The sequence below is a fragment of the Tatumella terrea genome, assembly GCF_039523755.1.
GTDB lineage: Bacteria > Pseudomonadota > Gammaproteobacteria > Enterobacterales > Enterobacteriaceae > Tatumella > Tatumella terrea.
The window spans coordinates 13,625-32,038 of record NZ_BAAAFX010000011.1; the positions used below are offsets into that span (position 1 = coordinate 13,625).

General features: G+C 50.1%; 19 protein-coding genes. All 19 read left to right on the forward strand.

The annotated features are described in order from the left end of the window. Positions 1 to 363 precede the first annotated feature (363 nt). The 19 genes from ABD035_RS06765 to ABD035_RS06855 all read left to right on the forward strand — a co-directional run bounded on the left by ABD035_RS06765 (position 364) and on the right by ABD035_RS06855 (position 18,178). Positions 364 to 654 carry a hypothetical protein gene (locus tag ABD035_RS06765; RefSeq protein WP_212713643.1) on the forward strand — a complete coding sequence of 97 codons (291 nt, stop codon included), beginning with the start codon at positions 364 to 366 and terminating at the stop codon, positions 652 to 654. Between the two features lie 623 nt (positions 655 to 1,277). Then, positions 1,278 to 1,658 (forward strand): F0F1 ATP synthase subunit I, encoded by a 381-nt coding sequence (gene atpI, locus ABD035_RS06770; RefSeq protein ID WP_212713642.1) that lies wholly within the window; start codon positions 1,278 to 1,280, stop codon positions 1,656 to 1,658. Between the two features lie 8 nt (positions 1,659 to 1,666). Continuing rightward, positions 1,667 to 2,485, forward strand: coding sequence for a F0F1 ATP synthase subunit A (gene atpB, locus ABD035_RS06775; protein WP_212713641.1), 819 nt, complete (start codon positions 1,667 to 1,669; stop codon positions 2,483 to 2,485). Between the two features lie 50 nt (positions 2,486 to 2,535). Continuing rightward, positions 2,536 to 2,775, forward strand: coding sequence for a F0F1 ATP synthase subunit C (atpE, locus tag ABD035_RS06780; RefSeq protein WP_212709097.1), 240 nt, complete (start codon positions 2,536 to 2,538; stop codon positions 2,773 to 2,775). A 116-nt stretch (positions 2,776 to 2,891) separates the two neighbouring features. Beyond that, on the forward strand, positions 2,892 to 3,362 hold the full coding sequence (gene atpF, locus ABD035_RS06785) for a F0F1 ATP synthase subunit B (protein ID WP_025901629.1): 471 nt from the start codon (positions 2,892 to 2,894) through the stop codon (positions 3,360 to 3,362). A gap of 14 nt (positions 3,363 to 3,376) precedes the next feature. Beyond that, the gene (atpH, locus tag ABD035_RS06790) at positions 3,377 to 3,910 is read left to right on the forward strand and encodes a F0F1 ATP synthase subunit delta (RefSeq protein ID WP_212713640.1); all 534 of its coding nucleotides are present in this window, start codon (positions 3,377 to 3,379) and stop codon (positions 3,908 to 3,910) included. 14 nt (positions 3,911 to 3,924) lie between these two features. Beyond that, positions 3,925 to 5,466, forward strand: a complete 1,542-nt coding sequence (gene atpA, locus ABD035_RS06795) for a F0F1 ATP synthase subunit alpha (RefSeq protein ID WP_212713639.1) — start codon at positions 3,925 to 3,927, stop codon at positions 5,464 to 5,466. A gap of 52 nt (positions 5,467 to 5,518) precedes the next feature. Then, the gene (gene atpG / locus ABD035_RS06800; RefSeq protein ID WP_212713638.1) at positions 5,519 to 6,385 is read left to right on the forward strand and encodes a F0F1 ATP synthase subunit gamma; all 867 of its coding nucleotides are present in this window, start codon (positions 5,519 to 5,521) and stop codon (positions 6,383 to 6,385) included. 30 nt (positions 6,386 to 6,415) lie between these two features. Further along, a complete protein-coding gene (gene atpD / locus ABD035_RS06805; protein ID WP_025901625.1) occupies positions 6,416 to 7,813 on the forward strand; it encodes a F0F1 ATP synthase subunit beta in 1,398 nt (465 codons plus the stop codon). A gap of 24 nt (positions 7,814 to 7,837) precedes the next feature. Beyond that, positions 7,838 to 8,257: a F0F1 ATP synthase subunit epsilon gene (locus ABD035_RS06810; RefSeq protein ID WP_212713637.1), complete on the forward strand. Its 420-nt coding sequence runs from the start codon at positions 7,838 to 7,840 to the stop codon at positions 8,255 to 8,257. Positions 8,258 to 8,550: 293 nt separating this feature from the next. Next, complete coding sequence (glmU, locus tag ABD035_RS06815) at positions 8,551 to 9,918, forward strand: bifunctional UDP-N-acetylglucosamine diphosphorylase/glucosamine-1-phosphate N-acetyltransferase GlmU (RefSeq protein ID WP_212713670.1); 1,368 nt, start codon at positions 8,551 to 8,553, stop codon at positions 9,916 to 9,918. 162 nt (positions 9,919 to 10,080) lie between these two features. Continuing rightward, on the forward strand, positions 10,081 to 11,907 hold the full coding sequence (gene glmS / locus ABD035_RS06820; protein ID WP_212713636.1) for a glutamine--fructose-6-phosphate transaminase (isomerizing): 1,827 nt from the start codon (positions 10,081 to 10,083) through the stop codon (positions 11,905 to 11,907). Between the two features lie 1,011 nt (positions 11,908 to 12,918). Beyond that, positions 12,919 to 14,076: an amine dehydrogenase large subunit gene (locus tag ABD035_RS06825; protein WP_212713635.1), complete on the forward strand. Its 1,158-nt coding sequence runs from the start codon at positions 12,919 to 12,921 to the stop codon at positions 14,074 to 14,076. A 1-nt stretch (position 14,077) separates the two neighbouring features. Continuing rightward, positions 14,078 to 14,635, forward strand: a complete 558-nt coding sequence (locus ABD035_RS06830) for a MauE/DoxX family redox-associated membrane protein (protein ID WP_343868798.1) — start codon at positions 14,078 to 14,080, stop codon at positions 14,633 to 14,635. Then, on the forward strand, positions 14,632 to 15,231 hold the full coding sequence (locus tag ABD035_RS06835; RefSeq protein ID WP_249213523.1) for a thioredoxin domain-containing protein: 600 nt from the start codon (positions 14,632 to 14,634) through the stop codon (positions 15,229 to 15,231). Before ABD035_RS06830 ends, ABD035_RS06835 begins: the two co-directional genes overlap by 4 nt. Before the next feature lie 25 nt (positions 15,232 to 15,256). Next, positions 15,257 to 15,793 carry a methylamine dehydrogenase light chain gene (locus ABD035_RS06840; protein ID WP_212713633.1) on the forward strand — a complete coding sequence of 179 codons (537 nt, stop codon included), beginning with the start codon at positions 15,257 to 15,259 and terminating at the stop codon, positions 15,791 to 15,793. Continuing rightward, positions 15,786 to 16,229: a c-type cytochrome gene (locus ABD035_RS06845; RefSeq protein WP_212713632.1), complete on the forward strand. Its 444-nt coding sequence runs from the start codon at positions 15,786 to 15,788 to the stop codon at positions 16,227 to 16,229. The genes ABD035_RS06840 and ABD035_RS06845 overlap by 8 nt, the downstream gene beginning before the upstream one ends. After that, the gene (locus tag ABD035_RS06850; protein ID WP_343868803.1) at positions 16,229 to 16,678 is read left to right on the forward strand and encodes a c-type cytochrome; all 450 of its coding nucleotides are present in this window, start codon (positions 16,229 to 16,231) and stop codon (positions 16,676 to 16,678) included. Before ABD035_RS06845 ends, ABD035_RS06850 begins: the two co-directional genes overlap by 1 nt. 18 nt (positions 16,679 to 16,696) lie before the next feature. Further along, positions 16,697 to 18,178 (forward strand): multicopper oxidase family protein, encoded by a 1,482-nt coding sequence (locus tag ABD035_RS06855; protein ID WP_343868805.1) that lies wholly within the window; start codon positions 16,697 to 16,699, stop codon positions 18,176 to 18,178. Positions 18,179 to 18,414 lie beyond the last annotated feature (236 nt).

The window sequence follows — 18,414 nt, forward strand, 5'->3', positions numbered from 1 at the left end:
ATAACTTCAGGGCCAATGAGTAAATCTCTTTTACAGAATTTCTGACGGAAGTCTTAACAGTAAATAGCGTTACTCTGATGATTGCATTGAGGTTTTAGTTAAATTTCACGGTTCAGTTTTTGTTTATTTTTACAGGGAAGGGTTCTTTAGTTTTTTAAAGTATTTATTTTTCTTATTTGATTCTTCCCTGACGGTATGTTGTTAAGTAAATGATTTAGTTGTATATACCCTGTTGTTTACTAAGGTTTTTTTTTGATGTAGATTAAAGATGTGGTGTATTTATTACACCTGGTCCTGGCTTCCCTTCGGGAAATTGTCGGGAAATGTCATCAAAATATAGCAGCTTATATATAAGGATATATTATGAAAGAGCTTTCAGTGATCGAAACAAATCAGGTCAGCGGGGGTCTGTTCACTTTCTTCACGGGCCCTATCGGCGCAACGATGGGTTTTGCCATCGGTTCAGTGGTTGATGCCGGATGTGCGAGCCTGAACCTGAAATCTAACTTTAAACTGTCAGGGGCTCTGTTAGGGGGAGGGATCGCCGCTATCGTCGGATTCTCACCCATTCTGGCTACCGCCGGAATAGGCATGGGCGTGACGGGCATTGTACAAAATGCGCTCAGCATTATCAGCCAGCGCAAGTCCGCCTGATAAGCCGTTTTAAGTGTTATTAATCCCTTTTGTCACACACTGACGGTTATTCAGTCTTTGGGGGGAGTTCGCACAATCCCCCTTTTTAATCGTCCCTGCATTCCCAATGATCAATTCTATTTATCCCCGCAAATCTGCGCAATACCATTCCGGGCCCCTGGCATTCGGGGTCGAATAAATTACAGCGTTTTTTTATAAATTCTTCTTCTTTTTTAACCGGCATCGGCGGCGCTTATTTTTTATATTTATCCAGTTTGTAAAATAATTGATAAAAAAATGAAATAACAGAAGCTTAATTAACAACACTAAATGTGAGGTTAAAGGTCTTTTTCGGGAGTACTATTCGCTTTACCGCAAAAATAGTGGCGGTCTCCGGAGAAAAAGACTGACGTGAAGCGAACTGAAAAGCGGTAGTTCCGCGATTTTTAGCGAAGATTATCGGGAAAAACTCCTTTTCAGAAAGAATTTTAAATAATTGTTCACCTTTTCTCTACTTACAGATTGAAATCGTAGGAGTGCCCCGTATAATTTGCACGGCTTTTGCTGTTCACTCCTTTGGAGTGGTAACAGTAGTTTGTGTAACACACGATATACCCAACTTAAGTAAGGGAGAGTAAGCCGTCATGTCTGTATCTCTTTATAGTTTGAGATTAGCGCGGACAGTGCTGCTTATTCAACTGGTGACTTTTTTGCTCGTCAGTTGTTTCTTTACTTTGAAAAGCATTCACTGGGGAGCTTCTGCTCTGGCAGGAGGGATAGCGGCATGGCTGCCGGCTGTCCTGTTTACGTTTCTGGCCTGGCGCCTGCAAGGGCAATTCCCGGCTAAAGGGCGTGTTGCCTGGAGTTTTGCCTTAGGTGAAGTCCTGAAAGTCTTCATCACCATCGGATTGCTTGTTGTGGCGTTGGGTGTGTTCGGGGCGGTGTTTTGGCCTCTTGGACTGAGCTGGTTATCGGTGCTGGTGGTGCAAATCATTGCACCGGTTGTAATTAACAAAAAAGGGTAAGATGCATCATGGCCGCAGGAGAAATCTCAACCCCACAGGAATATATAAGTCATCACCTGCAGCATTTGCAGCTTGATTTACGTACATTCCAGTTGGTGAATGCGCACGACGCTCCGGCAACTTTCTGGACGTTAAACCTGGATTCCATGTTTTTCTCTGTCGTACTGGGTCTGGTCTTTCTGGTACTGTTCCGCAAAGTAGCTAAACAAGTTACCAGCGGTGTCCCGGGAAAACTGCAGGCGGCTATTGAACTGGTTGTTGGTTTCGTCGATAGCAATGTTCGTGATATGTATCACGGCAAAAGCAAACTTATCGCCCCGCTGGCACTGACAATTTTTGTCTGGGTCTTTTTAATGAACCTGATGGATCTGTTGCCAATCGATCTGCTGCCTTACCTGGGTGAGCATGTCCTTGGTTTGCCGGCATTGCGTGTTGTGCCGTCTGCAGATGTGAATGTGACATTATCTATGGCGCTGGGCGTATTTATTTTGATTCTGTTCTACAGCATCAAAATGAAAGGCGTAGGTGGTTTTGCTAAGGAACTGACTTTACAGCCTTTCAATCACCCGATCTTCATCCCCATCAACCTGATTCTTGAAGGTGTTAGCTTACTGTCTAAGCCGGTTTCTCTTGGCTTGCGACTGTTCGGTAACATGTATGCGGGTGAACTGATCTTTATCCTGATTGCGGGTCTGTTACCGTGGTGGTCACAGTGGGTTCTGAATGTGCCATGGGCCATTTTCCACATTCTGATCATCTCGTTACAGGCTTTCATTTTCATGGTCCTCACGATTGTCTATCTCTCGATGGCATCTGAAGAACATTGATATTTTTATCTCAACACTACTGATTTAATTGAAACAAACTGGAGACTGTCATGGAAAACGTGAGTATGGATCTGCTGTACATGGCTGCCGCTGTGATGATGGGTCTGGCGGCAATCGGTGCTGCGATCGGTATCGGCATCCTCGGGGGTAAATTTTTGGAAGGTGCTGCTCGTCAGCCTGACCTGATTCCTCTGCTGCGCACACAGTTCTTTGTCGTAATGGGTCTGGTGGATGCTATCCCTATGATCGCTGTAGGTCTGGGTCTCTACGTGATGTTTGCTGTCGCCTAGTAACGCCTGGTAATACGGTTGTTTGTTCGGTGATTTTCAGCGAATAAACGAACTCTGCCGTTTATCACCTCTGTGATGACGGCAGATCAAGCTAACTTAATAAGAGGCATTGTGCTGTGAATATTAATGCAACAATCCTCGGCCAGGCCATCGCGTTTATCCTGTTCGTTGCGTTTTGTATGAAGTATGTATGGCCGCCGATCATGGCTGCTATCGAGAAGCGTCAGAAAGAAGTTGCTGATAGCCTCGCTTCTGCAGAACTTGCTAAAAAAGAGCTGGATATCGCTCAGGCTAATGCGTCCGACGAGCTGAAAAAAGCCAAAGAAAACGCTCAGGTTATTATTGAGCAGGCTAACAAGCGTCGTGGCCAGATTCTGGATGAAGCGAAAGCGGAAGCGGAAACTGAACGTAACAAAATCATTGCACAGGCTTACTCTGAAATTGATGCCGAGCGTAAACGTGCACGTGAAGAACTGCGTAAGCAGGTTGCGTTGCTGGCTGTTGCGGGTGCCGAGAAGATTATTGAGCGTTCCGTGGATGAAGCTGCTAATAGCGACATCGTTGATAAACTGGTCGCTGAACTGTAAGGAGGGAGGGGCTGATGTCTGAATTTACCACTGTAGCTCGCCCCTACGCCAAAGCAGCTTTTGACTTTGCTGTTGAGCATCAAAGTATTGATCGCTGGCAGAATATGCTGGCTTTTACCGCTGAAGTCGCAAGTGATAAGCAGGTTTCAGGGATCCTTTCCGGTGCTCAGGCACCTGAGACCGTTTCCGCTGCTTTCATTGCTCTCTGCGGTGATCAACTCGATGAGAACGGCCAGAACCTGATTAAGGTGATGGCAGGATATAAACGTTTGAAAGCGCTTCCGGCTGTGCTGGAGCAGTTCATTCAATTACGTGACGCTTATGAAGCGATTGCCGAAGTTGACGTTACTTCCGCCAACGAGTTGAGTGAAGAGCAGCTGAATAAAATCAGCGCGGCGATGGAAAAACGTTTGTCACGCAAAGTTAAGCTGAATTGCAAAATCGATAAGTCTGTCATTGCAGGCGTAGTCATCCAGGCTGGTGACATGGTTATTGACGGCAGCGTCCGCGGCCGTCTGGATCGTCTGGCAGACGACTTGCAGTCTTAAGGGGACTGGAGCATATGCAACTGAATTCCACCGAAATCAGCGAACTGATCAAGCAGCGCATTGCTCAGTTCAATGTCGTGAGCGAAGCTCACAATGAAGGTACTATTGTTTCTGTAAGTGACGGTATCATCCGCGTCAACGGCCTGGCCGATGTGATGCAGGGTGAGATGATTGCCCTGCCGGGTAACCGTTACGCGATTGCACTGAACCTGGAGCGTGACTCTGTAGGTGCCGTCGTTATGGGCCCATACATGGATCTTGCCGAAGGCATGAAAGTGAAATGTACTGGCCGTATTCTGGAAGTGCCGGTTGGTCGTGGTTTACTGGGGCGTGTTGTTAACACCCTGGGTGAGCCTATTGATGGCAAAGGCCCGGTTGAAAACGACGGCTTCTCTCCTGTAGAAGTTATCGCACCGGGTGTTATCGATCGTCAGTCTGTTGATCAGCCTGTGCAGATCGGTTACAAAGCGGTTGATGCCATGATCCCTGTCGGTCGTGGTCAGCGTGAGCTGATCATCGGTGACCGTCAGACTGGTAAAACTGCGATGGCTATCGATGCTATCATCAACCAGCGCGATTCAGGCATTAAATGTGTCTACGTAGCGATCGGCCAGAAAGCGTCAACGATTTCTAACGTTGTGCGTAAACTGGAAGAGCACGGTGCACTGGCAAATACCATTGTCGTTGTTGCCTCTGCTTCTGAGTCTGCTGCCCTGCAATACCTGGCGCCTTATGCCGGTTGTGCGATGGGTGAATACTTCCGTGACCGTGGTGAAGATGCTCTGATCGTTTATGATGACCTGTCCAAACAGGCCGTTGCTTACCGTCAGATTTCACTGCTGCTGCGTCGTCCGCCGGGCCGTGAAGCCTTCCCTGGTGACGTTTTCTACCTCCACTCCCGTCTGCTGGAGCGTGCATCTCGCGTCAATGCTGAGTATGTTGAAGCATTCACCAAAGGTGCAGTGAAAGGTAAAACCGGTTCTCTGACAGCTCTGCCTATCATTGAAACTCAGGCAGGTGACGTTTCTGCGTTCGTTCCGACTAACGTAATCTCGATTACTGATGGTCAGATCTTCCTGGAATCTAACCTGTTCAACTCCGGTATCCGTCCTGCGGTTAACCCTGGGATCTCTGTATCCCGTGTGGGTGGTGCAGCACAGACTAAGATCGTCAAGAAACTGTCCGGCGGTATCCGTACTGCTCTGGCACAGTACCGTGAACTGGCAGCTTTCTCTCAGTTCGCGTCTGACCTTGATGATGCGACCCGTAAACAGCTGGAACACGGACAGAAAGTAACTGAACTGCTGAAGCAGAAACAGTACGCTCCAATGTCTGTTGCACAGCAAGGCCTGGTCCTGTTTGCGGTTGAGCGCGGTTACCTGGGTGATGTTGAGGTTTCTAAAATCCTCAGCTTTGAGTCTTCTCTGCTGGCATTCGCGGATCGCGAACATGCTGAACTGATGCAGGAAATCAACCAAGCGGGTAACTTTAACGGCGAAATCGAAGCGAAGCTTACCGCTCTGCTCGATTCGTTTAAAGCAACTCAGTCCTGGTAATGTCTTGCGGCTTGCCTGACCTGGCAAGCCGCCTGACTTTGAGGAGAAGCTCATGGCCGGCGCAAAAGAAATACGTAGTAAGATCGGAAGCGTAAAGAATACGCAGAAGATCACCAAAGCGATGGAAATGGTCGCCGCCTCCAAAATGCGTAAAACGCAGGAACGCATGGCGGCCAGCCGTCCGTATGCAGATGCTATTCGCAAAGTGATTGGTCACTTGGCGTTAGGGAATCTGGAATACAAGCACCCTTACCTGGAAGAGCGTGACGTTAAGCGCGTCGGCTATCTGGTCGTTTCTACCGACCGCGGGCTTTGTGGTGGTCTGAACATTAACTTGTTCAAAAAATTGCTGGCAGATATGAAAGCCTGGTCCGAAAAAGGGGTTCAGAGCGATCTGGCCATTATCGGATCGAAAGGCCTGTCTTTCTTTGGATCTGCAGGTGCTAATATTGTGGCTCAGGCGACAGGCTTAGGTGATAAACCGGAACTGTCCGATCTGATTGGCCCGGTAAAAGTCATGCTGCAAGCCTACGATGAAGGCCGCATCGACAAACTTTATGTCGTTAGCAATAAATTTAACAACACCATGTCCCAGACTCCGGTCCTCAATCAGCTGTTACCGTTACCGGCAACAGACAATGATGAAGAACTGAAGACAAAAACATGGGATTACCTGTACGAACCCGATCCAAAAGCGCTGCTGGATACTCTGCTGCGTCGTTATGTCGAGTCTCAGGTTTATCAGGGTGTTGTAGAAAACCTGGCCAGCGAGCAGGCAGCCCGTATGGTGGCAATGAAAGCTGCAACCGACAACGGTGGCGAGCTGATCAAAGAGCTTCAGTTGGTTTACAACAAAGCCCGCCAGGCCAGCATCACCCAGGAACTTACCGAGATTGTCTCGGGAGCCTCCGCGGTTTAACCAGGTAACGAATTAGGTAGAGGATTCAAGATGGCAGCTGGAAAGATTGTCCAGATTATCGGCGCCGTAGTTGACGTCGAGTTCCCTCAGGACGCTGTACCACAGGTGTACAACGCTCTCGAGGTTGAAAATGGTGATACCCGTCTGGTGCTGGAAGTTCAGCAGCAGCTGGGCGGTGGTGTCGTTCGTACGATTGCAATGGGAACCTCTGACGGCCTGAAACGTGGCCTTAAGGTGACCGATCTGCAAAAACCGATTCAGGTACCGGTCGGTAAAGCGACTCTGGGCCGTATCATGAACGTACTGGGTCAGCCAATCGATATGAAAGGCGACCTGAAGAACGAAGATGGCAGCAATGTTGAGGTGAACTCAATTCACCGTGCAGCACCAAGCTACGAAGAACTGGCTAACTCTACTGAGCTGCTGGAAACGGGTATCAAGGTTATCGACCTGATCTGTCCGTTTGCAAAAGGCGGTAAAGTCGGTCTGTTCGGTGGTGCGGGTGTGGGTAAAACCGTCAACATGATGGAACTGATCCGTAACATCGCTATCGAGCACTCCGGTTACTCTGTATTTGCAGGGGTAGGTGAGCGTACCCGTGAAGGTAACGACTTCTACCACGAAATGACCGAGTCTAACGTTCTGGATAAAGTTGCTCTGGTTTATGGCCAGATGAACGAGCCACCAGGAAACCGTCTGCGCGTTGCGCTGACCGGTCTGACTATGGCTGAAAAATTCCGTGACGAAGGCCGTGATGTACTGCTGTTCGTTGATAACATCTATCGTTATACCCTGGCCGGTACTGAAGTATCAGCACTGCTGGGTCGTATGCCTTCTGCGGTAGGTTATCAGCCAACACTGGCCGAAGAAATGGGTGTTCTTCAGGAACGTATCACGTCAACCAAAACCGGTTCAATCACTTCCGTACAGGCAGTGTATGTTCCTGCGGATGACCTGACTGACCCGTCTCCGGCAACGACCTTTGCTCACCTGGACTCAACAGTCACCCTGAGCCGTCAGATTGCATCCCTGGGTATTTACCCGGCCGTTGACCCGCTGGATTCCACCAGCCGTCAGCTGGATCCAATGGTTGTTGGTCAGGAGCACTATGATATTGCCCGTGGCGTGCAGTCTATTCTGCAACGTTATCAGGAACTGAAAGATATCATTGCTATTCTGGGTATGGACGAACTGTCTGAAGACGACAAACTGCTGGTTTCACGTGCACGTAAAATTCAGCGCTTCCTGTCTCAGCCATTCTTCGTTGCAGAGATCTTTACCGGTGCGCCTGGTAAGTACGTTTCTCTGAAAGACACCATCCGTGGCTTCAAAGGTATTATGGACGGTGAGTTTGACCATATGCCTGAGCAGGCTTTCTACATGGTTGGTTCTATTGACGAAGCGGTAGAAAAAGCTAAGAAACTGTAATTACAGTTTCCCGGGAGGATTGATATGGCTAAGACTTATCACCTGGACGTTGTCAGCGCTGAACAGCAGATGTTCAGCGGTGAAGTACAACATATCCAGGTGTCAGGTAGTGAAGGTGAACTGGGAATTTTTCACGGTCACGCCCCGCTCCTGACTGCCATCAAACCTGGTATGGTTCGTATCGTCAAAGAGAATAACAGCGAAGAGTTTATTTATCTCTCCGGTGGCATTCTGGAAGTTCAGCCAACTGCTGTCACAGTCATGGCTGATACCGCCATCCGTGGCGACGATCTGGACGAAGCTCGTGCACTGGAAGCAAAACGTAAAGCAGAAGAACACATGAACAAAAGTCACGGCGACGTGGACTATGCTCAGGCCTCTGCTGAACTGGCGAAAGCCATTGCTAAACTGCGCGTGATCGAACTGACCAGGAAAGCGATGTAAGCAATGTAGCTCGATGGCATTGCATAAAGCCGGTAAGTGAAAACTTACCGGCTTTTTTACGTTTTAGTCTTCCTGTTGCCGCATCGTCGGTGACCTTGTTCTGAACCACCGTTGCGGTCAGTGAGTGATGAGGCCCCCGCAACAATGTGGCCGGAGTGGGGACGGGATCACAGTTAAGGATTTTGATAATAAAAACAGAGAGGATTCTGACTGTAGATAATCGGGTCAGGTATCATTATCCTTATGCGTTATACTGTGTTTTTTTCGAATTTAAAGAAAAGCGATGGCTGATGATGGCAGATAATGAAATGAGTGTGGTTATCCTTGCAGCAGGTAAGGGAACCCGAATGTATTCGGATCTTCCGAAAGTCCTCCATCAGCTGGCTGGAAAACCCATGGTGCAGCATGTGATTGATGCTGCGAAAGGTCTGGGTGCCGCGAATATCCATCTGGTCTACGGGCACGGTGGGGAACTATTGCAGTCAGCCCTGAAGGATCCTTCTTTACACTGGGTTGAGCAGTCCCAACAGTTGGGCACCGGGCATGCGATGCAGCAGGCCGCTCCGTGGTTTTCTGATGATGAAGATATTCTGATGCTGTATGGCGATGTGCCACTGATCTCTCAACAGACCTTACAGCGTCTACGCGATAACAAACCGGCAGGCGGGATTGGTCTGTTAACCGTGGTGCTGGACAATCCGTTCGGCTATGGCCGTATTGTCCGTGAGAACGGGGAAGTGACCGGTATTATCGAACAAAAAGATGCCAGTGAGGCACAGCTAACCATCAACGAGATCAATACCGGTATTCTGATCGCCAATGGCAAAGATTTGAAACGCTGGTTATCGCAACTGACGAATAATAATGCCCAAAAAGAGTATTATATTACTGATATTATTGCGATGGCTCATCAGGAAGGCCAGCGCATAGAGGCGGTACACCCGCACAGCAGTAGTGAGACCGAAGGGGTCAATAACCGGCAACAACTGGCCGCACTGGAACGTGTTTATCAGCGTCAGCAGGCCTGTAAATTATTACTGGCAGGAGTGATGCTACGGGATCCTGAACGGTTTGATTTGCGGGGTGAATTAACACACGGGCGTGACGTGGATATCGATATTAACGTCATCCTGGAAGGGAACGTGGTGCTGGGGCACGGTGTCCGGATCGGTGCCGGTTGTATTATCCGCAACAGTGTTATTGGCGAGGGGTGTGAGATAAGTCCTTATTCTGTGATAGAGGATGCACACCTTGAGCAAGCCTGTACGGTCGGGCCATTTGCCCGACTGAGGCCGGGAACGGCTCTGGCAGAAGCGGTCCATGTGGGTAATTTTGTAGAAATTAAAAAAGCGACCCTTGGAAAAGGCTCTAAAGCCGGCCATTTAAGTTATCTCGGCGATGCGACGATCGGGGCCGGGGTGAATATCGGTGCCGGAACCATCACCTGTAACTATGATGGTCAGAATAAATCGCAGACGATCATTGGTGATAACGTATTTGTGGGCTCCGACAGCCAGTTTATTGCACCGGTCAGTGTCGCCGACAATGTTACTATTGCTGCAGGCACGACAGTGATGCACGACGTAGACGAAGAGTCACTGGTTTATAATCGTAAGCAACAGACTGAAAAAACCGGATGGTCACGCCCGGTAAAAAAATAAGTTATCTGTCATTTTCCGGAGCACCGGCAGCGATCTATGCCCGGACAAGCCGTGACTATAATGCCCCCTCATTTTTTGAGTCCCGGGGGATCTGCTGTGTCGGTCAGCCCGAACAGATGACAATTTCTATGGTGGAGACACCATAACCTCAGGATTAAATATATGTGTGGAATAGTAGGTGCAGTTGCACAACGTGATATCGCTGAAATATTACTGGAAGGTTTACGCCGCCTGGAATACCGCGGCTATGACTCTGCCGGACTGGCGGTGGTGGATAAGCCGGGAGAGATGACCCGCTTACGTCGCCTCGGGAAAGTTCAGGCACTGGTGGATGCTGCAGAGCAACACCCCCTGCCCGGAGGTACCGGTATCGCGCATACCCGTTGGGCAACGCACGGCGAACCTTCAGAAGAGAATGCTCATCCGCATGTGTCCGGGAATATCGTCCTCGTACACAATGGTATCATTGAAAACCATGAAGAATTACGGGCACAGGTCCGCGCACTGGGTTATCAGTTTACTTCGGAGACGGATACTGAAGTCGTCGCTCATTTAATTCATCATGAGCAAAAGCAGGGCGGTAGCCTGTGTGAGGTTGTTCAGCGGGTGATCAAACAACTGCGCGGTGCTTACGGAATGGTCATTATGGACAGTAATGATCCTTCGGTGCTGGTGGCTGCCCGTTCCGGGAGTCCGCTGGTGATTGGCTGCGGGGTCGGGGAAAACTTTATTGCATCGGATCAGCTGGCTTTATTACCGGTCACCCGCCGCTTTATCTACCTTGAAGAAGGTGATGTTGCAGAAGTGACCCGCCGTTCTGTGACGATTTTTGCCGACGGTGAGCGGGTCTTCCGTCCCGAGATCGAATCTTCTGCCCGTTATGACGCCGGTGATAAAGGGACCTATCGGCATTACATGCAGAAAGAAATTTATGAACAGCCGATGGCCATAAAAAGTACACTGCAGGGCCGTTTTCATCAGGGCATCATTGACCTGAGTGAGCTGGGGCCGGAAGCTGAGTCTCTGTTAGGGCAGGCGGAACATATTCAGATCGTTGCCTGCGGGACATCTTATAATTCCGGACTGGTCTCCCGGTACTGGTTTGAATCGTTGGCCGGTATTCCCTGTGATGTGGAGATCGCTTCTGAGTTTCGTTACCGTAAGTCTGTGGTCCGGAAAAACAGCCTGTTGATCACGCTGTCACAATCCGGGGAAACCGCAGATACGCTGGGTGCGTTGCGTCTTTCTAAGAAACTGGGATATCTGGGCTCGCTGGCGATCTGTAACGTCCCGGGCTCTTCTCTGGTACGCGAATCGGATCTGGCGCTGATGACAAAAGCCGGGGTAGAGATCGGTGTTGCCTCCACCAAAGCTTTCACCACACAACTGACGGTCCTGCTGATGCTGGTGGCGAAAATGGCAAGGCTGAATGGCCAGCCGGAAGAGGTGGAGCATCAGATTGTTCATGCGTTACAGGCGTTGCCAAGCCGCATCGAGCAGATTCTGGCGCATGATAAGCAGATTGAAGCGCTGGCAGAAGGTTTCTCCGATAAGCATCATGCATTGTTCCTCGGCCGCGGTGATCAGTACCCGATCGCGATGGAAGGTGCGCTCAAGCTGAAAGAGATCTCTTATATTCATGCGGAAGCTTACGCGGCAGGTGAACTGAAACACGGTCCGCTGGCACTGATTGATGCGGATATGCCGGTGATCATCATTGCCCCGAATAATGAGTTACTGGAAAAGCTGAAGTCGAACATTGAAGAAGTCCGCGCCCGCGGGGGATTACTGTATGTATTCGCCGATCAGGATGCCGGCTTTACCGACAGTGAGAATATGAAAATCATTCCGTTACCCCATGTTGAAGAGGTACTGGCGCCGATTTTCTACACTATCCCGTTACAGCTGCTCTCTTACCATATTGCCCTGATCAAAGGCACGGATGTTGACCAGCCTCGAAACCTGGCGAAGTCTGTCACCGTAGAATAAGCCTGTTGCGCGGCAATTCGCGCTTATCAGTAATAAACACCGGCAGTGCTGAATAACAGCCTGCCGGTTTTTTTATGGGGAAACCGATACGACGCTTCCAAAGCCGGCTGGTTCTCGTGATGTACCACCAAAAATGAAACTTCCGGCAGTGCCTGGGTGCTGCAGACATCGGTCAGCAATACAAAAGGCCGCCCCATTACAGGCGAAATCCTTTGCCGGGATCCGGGAAAGGAGTCACGCATAGTCCTGAATAAAGGGACCAGGCCAGTGAAATAATGCGTCTGTAGAGGGGCAGGATCCTTTGTGGCCGGTGATTTTCGGCAAATCTGTCATCGCCCACAGGCTAAGGATACGGCTGCCTCTGCTGATAACAAAAGAGTATTTTTATCAGACAGGTATATTTCTGATCCCCCTGAAATATCTGTCCGCAAATGATGGATATGAAAATTATCCGTGCTCCGGAGCAACAGGCATAAGGAGTACGGTTCCGGACAAAAGCATTTTATTCTTTGTGCCCATCGTGCCCGGAAAGATGTCCGTTGACATCCTTTATTGGCCATAAAATTGTTTCAGCCTTTCTTATCCTTACCCCACTCAGTTACGCCTGCGATGGCAGAATCTCATACCGGTCAGGCTGTTTATTTACTGAGAATAAAGGGTTGTGAATGTGCAGGCGGGTGGCAGATTTTACGGTATTTCAGATCGCTGAGGTTCCTCGCGTAAATCTCTCCTCCTTCTATGACACCTTAAAAATCAGAGGGTTCTCTGACCCCGGTCAGAAGCTTAGCTTATCGCTGACGGGATTCCGGGCGGCGCATACTCCTACGGCCCTGTGTTGACATGCTCTTTTTTGGTGATGATCGCACTGCCTGAGTGCAGTTCACTGACGGACTCAGCAGGGAAAGGTTTGCCAGGGGGCATTCTGCTTCAGGTGGCTGATAAACCGTATTTTTAATTAATTGGCACACATTATGCTAAGGGATGTATGTTTTTATAATCAAGGGTAACCATATGAAAAAGATGTTGCTATGTCTTTCAGTGCTGACGGCGCTTGGCTATACCTGCGCTTCACAGGCTGATGAAACGTTCCGTCCGGAACGGATTGGTGTTGAGAAAACTATAAAGCCCGGTCCGAATGTGTTTGTGATGGATCAGAGCTGGAGCGGTGCAACGAATATTACTTTCCTGTCAGGGGATACGTTACAAACCCAGGGAAGCTTGTCGACCGGCCTTATTGCCCAGATGGATTTATCCGCAGACCGTAAGTCACTCTATACAGCTTCGGTCTATCCGAAACGGATTGTCTGGGGACCTGCTGATGCAGTCGTTCAGAAATTTGATATTCAGACCGCGGCCCTGAATAAAGAGATGGAAACCTCACCGAAAATGGCTCAGGTGAGTGCCAACATTAATACCTTCAAATTATCCCGCAATAATCTCTATGCCTTTGTACAAAATGCAACGCCCGCCGCGTCGGTCAGTGTTATTGAGCTCAGTACCGGTAAAAACCTGTTAGAGGTGCCGACACCAGGCTGCTGGGCTATTTATCCGTCCGCTGATGACAAGCGATTCAGTTCATTATGCGGGGATGGAACCGTTACCAGTTACCAGCTTTCCGATGATCTGAAAAGTTACACCGCGACCAAGAGCGATAAGATCTTTGATGCGGTCAAAGACCCCCTGTTTATCAGCGCTCAACGGGACGGTAAAAATACCTACTTCACCTCGTTCAACGGCAATATCTATGTTCTGGATGATCAGAATGCCAAAGTCACCCTGGTGAATAAGTTCAGCTATACGCAGGGAATCAAGGGGCATTGGGCTCCCGGTGGTTTTGAGGTACTGGCATTCAACAAACCGTCGAATCTTCTGTTTGTCGCCATGCATCCTGGCGCCCATGAAGGAAGCCATAAAGACGGGGCGAAAGAAGTCTGGGGTATCAATATGAGCACCCACAAAGTGGCGACCCGGATTAAAGTCAAAGACCCGATATCTATCGCTGTTTCCGGCACTCCTTCGCCGGTGTTATTTACGCTGAGCGAAGGTGAAAATAATGAAGGAGGTACCGTCGAGCGCTATACCCTGACAGGGCCTCATTTTACCGCCAGACATGCCGGAGAAGCTAAGGGACTGGGTACCTTTAATCAGATCCTGATGGTGGACTACTGATATGGAAACTGACCTGTTATCACAGATACATTTCGCCCTGCTGACTTTTCTGGTGCTGCTGTTCAGCCAGTCGTTACTACATAAGCGGCAAGGACTGCTCCGTTTTTCCGGTTATATCGCTAACTACCATCCGGTGTTCAGCCGGCATAGTTACCGTATCGCTCAGGGGCTGGCCCTCGCTGAGGCACTGGTTTTGCTGATGAGCCTGATCCCTCACACCACATTATTGGGTCAGTCGGGAATGTTCGCGCTGCTGCTTATCTATCTGTCAGCGATTGGCTATGCGTTGATAACAGGTAAAACTGCGGTTGAATGCGGTTGCGGTGACACTCCTCTGCGGGTTTCCGGGCGATTGCTGCTGCGTAATATCCTCCTTTTACTGTCAGCAACGGGGCTGCTGTGCCTGCCCATGCAAACGACGGGTGTTCTGTCACTGACCGCTTCTGTCTGTGCGGGCGGCTTGTTATGGGTCTGCTATCAGTTATTTGAACAACTGATACGTAATAGCGATCTGCAGCATCAGCTCACCGCAAAATCATCTTCCCGGGAGGGCCTATGAATACTTTCCTTATCTTTGCCGTCATTTTTCTGAGTCTGCTCGTCGCCATGCTGATCATCGCTTTCTTTGCCTTGTCACGGCAGGTGGGGGTGTTATTTGAACGTATTACTCCGGTCGGAGCCATGATGAACAATAGTGGCCCGGCGATTGGTGACACTACGCCGTCTTTATCCGTGTCATCCATGCATCATGGAGAAATGGTGATCGGGGGGCAGCGCCAGGGATATCAGCTGATCCTGTTTGTGGCTCCGGGGTGTCCTATCTGTAAAGCCCTTTTCCCTGTCGTGCGTAATTTACGTAAAAGCGAAGGTCATTGGTTATCAGTGGTACTGGCCAGTGACGGGGATGTCCGACAGCATCAAAATTTTATCGTGCAGGAAGCACTGACCGCTATCCCTTATGTCCTGTCCCGGGAGCTGGGTATGACCTGGAAAGTTGCCAGGCTGCCGTTCTCTGTCCTGCTGGATGAAAACGGAACCGTAGTTTCCAAAGGGTTAATCAATAATCGTGAGCAACTCGAAAGCCTGTTTAACGCAAAAGAAAGCGGATTTGATTCGTTGCAATCCTGGGCTCAGAGCACCTCTGCCGGACACTAACAAAATATATGCAGGAGAGTTATTAATGAAATTATTCAATAAGCTGTTCGGAGCTATGGATTCCTTTTCTGAAACCCGCCTCCGTAAATCGGCCCGAAATATTGGCCGCCGCCATTTTCTGGCGAAGACCGGTGTTTTGCTGGTGGGGACCGGGGTGATGCCGCTATTACCCTTTAACCGCGGCATGAGTAACGCCTATGCGGCCGAAAAAGCGACAACAGACGATACCGATTGCAGCTACTGGCGATACTGCGCGCTGGACGGAAATTTGTGTTCTTCTTCCGGGGGCACGGTAACGACCTGTCCGGCAGGCTCTGAAGCGTCTAAAGTTTCATGGGTCGGTACCTGCCTGAATCCCCACGATAATAAAAACTACCTGGTTTCTTACAATGACTGCTGCGGTAAAGCCACGGTAAGTAATTCTGTTAACTGCTTCACCAGTCAGGGGGAGCGTCCCGGTTACCGTATGGGCCTGCACAATGACATCAACTGGTGCATGGCAAATACCAACAAAGGGTATTACTGCACGGTGGCAACGCTGGTGGGGATCGCCAATGAATAAACTCTCATCAGTGATCTTCGCTTCTGCGATCAGTCTTTTTGTATCACAGACACAAGCGTCGCCAGGGGGCGATAAGTTTGTGGCGAACTGTTCCGGATGTCATGGGGAGGATGCCGCCGGTATTCCGGGCATGGCCCCGCCGTTGAAAGATGCCCCGTTATGGCAGGGGCTCGGTGATAAACGTTCTGAATATATTGCGGGGGTTGTCACCGGCGGAATGGGCGGAACATTGCATACGCCGGCCGGGGATACGGAAGGGATGGTGATGCCGCCTCAGGACTTTATTGATACCGCCGATCTCGTTGATATCACCGCCTACGTACTCCGGGAAGTGAATCACGTCCCCGGGGGCCCGGATGCTGCCATGATCGATAAATACAAGAAGTCACCGTTATCGCATGAGGAGCTTCTGAAGATCCGTAACGGAGGTAAGTGATGCTGCAGCATGCTGTCAGAGCAGTGAAGACGGTAGCGCTGTTACTGCTTTTCTGTTCTGCCTCCGCCATGGCTCTTCCCAATACGCCTCAGCAGAACTACCTGCTTAAATGTTCCGGTTGCCATGATATTGATGGTTCCGGAACGGTGGCAGGGGGGATCCCCCCCCTGCCCGGGTATATCGGTTCTTTCCTCGATGATCCGCAAGGTCGTGTGTATGTGCTCCATGTGCCGGGCGTTATTTCAGCCGGTCTGGATGATACCGAGCTCGCGGATTTACTGAATTATGTCAATCACAAGTGGGGCGATGTGAAAGCCCGACCGTTTACGGCCGCGGAAGTTAAAATGAACCGCGAGCACTCGGTCGCGGATGTCGTGAAATTACGGCGGGAGATTGTCAGTCGTTTCGTCAGGGATGGTGTGAAAGCCGGCACGTATCCCTGGCCGTAAATCTGGAAGGGTGTTTTTATGCATAGACGTCGTTTTCTAAAATATTCCTTATCTGCGTGCTTACCTGCAGGTCTTGTCCGGCAGACGGTGTCGGCCGCAGAGCCTCAGCATCAGGCCACCGATGCTGCGCTGTTGCCGGAGCCCCGGTTACCGGTCGGTTCCGCCTTACCGTCGCTGTCAGTACTGAAAAATGAATCGTCCCATGCCGGTGAGTTTCAGGGCACCCTGATTGCCCGGGAGTGTGATATCCAGCTTACCCGGGACACCGGGCCGACCCGGTGTCAGGTGTATAACAATCAGTTACCGGGGCCGCTGATTGAGCTGGAAGCCGGAATGAAAGTAACAATAACTTTTATTAATCAGCTGAAAGAAGCAACCACTGTGCACTGGCATGGCCTGCCGGTACCTTCCTCGCAGGATGGTGGCCCGGAAGATCCTATTGCGCCCGGCGAAACGCGGGTTTACCGCTTTACGTTACCGGAGGATATCTCCGGAAGTTACTGGTATCACCCGCACCCGCTGACCGGGGCATCGGCGCAGATTGCGAAAGGGCTGGCGGGACCTATTATCATCCGTCACCCGGACGAGGCGCTAAAAAAACTTCCCGAACAGCATTGGGTGATCAGTGACTTACGTCTCGACTCTCAGGGGCAGATTCCGGAAAATACTTACAGTGACTGGGTGGATGGTCGTGAAGGGGAGCAGGTACTGATCAATGGTAAGCGGCAGCCGCGCATTCACCTTACCGGGCAGCATCGTCTCCGGGTCTGGAATTTGTGCAGTGCCCGTTATCTGCAACTATCGCTACCGGGAGCACAGTGGCTGGTGGTCGGCAGTGATGGCGGTCTGACCGAAAAAGTCTCTCAGCCTCAGACATCAGTATTGCTGGCGCCCGGCGAACGGCTTGAATTACTCGTCCAGGGGGAAAGCCAGCATTATGCATTGAATTTACTGCCTTATAACCGCCATCGTATGATGAGCCCGCCCGCCGAAGTCGCCTCCGTTATCGCCGATATTGATTTCACGCCACAGTCAGCACCGGTGAAACCGGGACAGGAATTACGCCGGATTGAAGCACTACCGCCCGGAAATAACCCACTGAGAGCCATGATGAGCGAGAAAATGGCAGACATCATGAAGAATAAAGCCAGTGGTATACCGCCGAAAGGGGCATTTCTGATCAATGGTAAGTCATTTGATGTTAACAGGATGGACTTACATAGCATTGCGGAGCAGGTGGATAACTGGCAGATCATTAATGCGACGACGATGGATCATCCTTTCCATATTCATGGCGGGCAGTTTCAGGTGGTACAGCGTTCATTGCGTGGGGTTAAAAGTTCGCCTGATTACCTTATCTGGAAAGATACGATTAACCTCCAGCCAGGAGAGGTGGTAATGCTGCGTATGAGGCAAACCTCCCCGGGAATGCGTATGTATCATTGTCATATTATTGAACATGAAGAGCTGGGGATGATGGGGAATCTGATGGTGAGTTAATTCTGCCAGGGGGTATCTGTCTTGTTTCTTTTGCCGGGGCCTCCCGGCTTTTTTATCCCATTTTTCTGTCGCCGGCGTCTTCCTGCCGATATATTTCAACCTTCTTCCGGCACCGCCTTGCCCGGGAGTAAAGAGCGTACCTGCCAGGTGACAGAAGCGTCCGGGCTTTACGGAATGGCAGTGAGTGATTAGTCTTATTTATAACAACAGGGGAGTATTTTGTCGTATATCTGTCA

What these genes read in the sequence shown, in the direction of transcription:
- ABD035_RS06850 (WP_343868803.1), top strand. Translation starts at nt 16,229, where the DNA reads ATGCTGCAGCATGCTGTCAGAGCAGTGAAGACGGTAGCGCTGTTACTG.
- atpD (WP_025901625.1), top strand. Translation starts at nt 6,416, where the DNA reads ATGGCAGCTGGAAAGATTGTCCAGATTATCGGCGCCGTAGTTGACGTC.
- glmU (WP_212713670.1), top strand. Translation starts at nt 8,551, where the DNA reads ATGGCAGATAATGAAATGAGTGTGGTTATCCTTGCAGCAGGTAAGGGA.
- atpG (WP_212713638.1), top strand. Translation starts at nt 5,519, where the DNA reads ATGGCCGGCGCAAAAGAAATACGTAGTAAGATCGGAAGCGTAAAGAAT.
- ABD035_RS06765 (WP_212713643.1), top strand. Translation starts at nt 364, where the DNA reads ATGAAAGAGCTTTCAGTGATCGAAACAAATCAGGTCAGCGGGGGTCTG.
- atpE (WP_212709097.1), top strand. Translation starts at nt 2,536, where the DNA reads ATGGAAAACGTGAGTATGGATCTGCTGTACATGGCTGCCGCTGTGATG.
- atpI (WP_212713642.1), top strand. Translation starts at nt 1,278, where the DNA reads ATGTCTGTATCTCTTTATAGTTTGAGATTAGCGCGGACAGTGCTGCTT.
- atpB (WP_212713641.1), top strand. Translation starts at nt 1,667, where the DNA reads ATGGCCGCAGGAGAAATCTCAACCCCACAGGAATATATAAGTCATCAC.
- ABD035_RS06835 (WP_249213523.1), top strand. Translation starts at nt 14,632, where the DNA reads ATGAATACTTTCCTTATCTTTGCCGTCATTTTTCTGAGTCTGCTCGTC.
- atpH (WP_212713640.1), top strand. Translation starts at nt 3,377, where the DNA reads ATGTCTGAATTTACCACTGTAGCTCGCCCCTACGCCAAAGCAGCTTTT.
- ABD035_RS06825 (WP_212713635.1), top strand. Translation starts at nt 12,919, where the DNA reads ATGAAAAAGATGTTGCTATGTCTTTCAGTGCTGACGGCGCTTGGCTAT.
- ABD035_RS06845 (WP_212713632.1), top strand. Translation starts at nt 15,786, where the DNA reads ATGAATAAACTCTCATCAGTGATCTTCGCTTCTGCGATCAGTCTTTTT.
- ABD035_RS06840 (WP_212713633.1), top strand. Translation starts at nt 15,257, where the DNA reads ATGAAATTATTCAATAAGCTGTTCGGAGCTATGGATTCCTTTTCTGAA.
- ABD035_RS06830 (WP_343868798.1), top strand. Translation starts at nt 14,078, where the DNA reads ATGGAAACTGACCTGTTATCACAGATACATTTCGCCCTGCTGACTTTT.
- atpA (WP_212713639.1), top strand. Translation starts at nt 3,925, where the DNA reads ATGCAACTGAATTCCACCGAAATCAGCGAACTGATCAAGCAGCGCATT.
- glmS (WP_212713636.1), top strand. Translation starts at nt 10,081, where the DNA reads ATGTGTGGAATAGTAGGTGCAGTTGCACAACGTGATATCGCTGAAATA.
- ABD035_RS06855 (WP_343868805.1), top strand. Translation starts at nt 16,697, where the DNA reads ATGCATAGACGTCGTTTTCTAAAATATTCCTTATCTGCGTGCTTACCT.
- ABD035_RS06810 (WP_212713637.1), top strand. Translation starts at nt 7,838, where the DNA reads ATGGCTAAGACTTATCACCTGGACGTTGTCAGCGCTGAACAGCAGATG.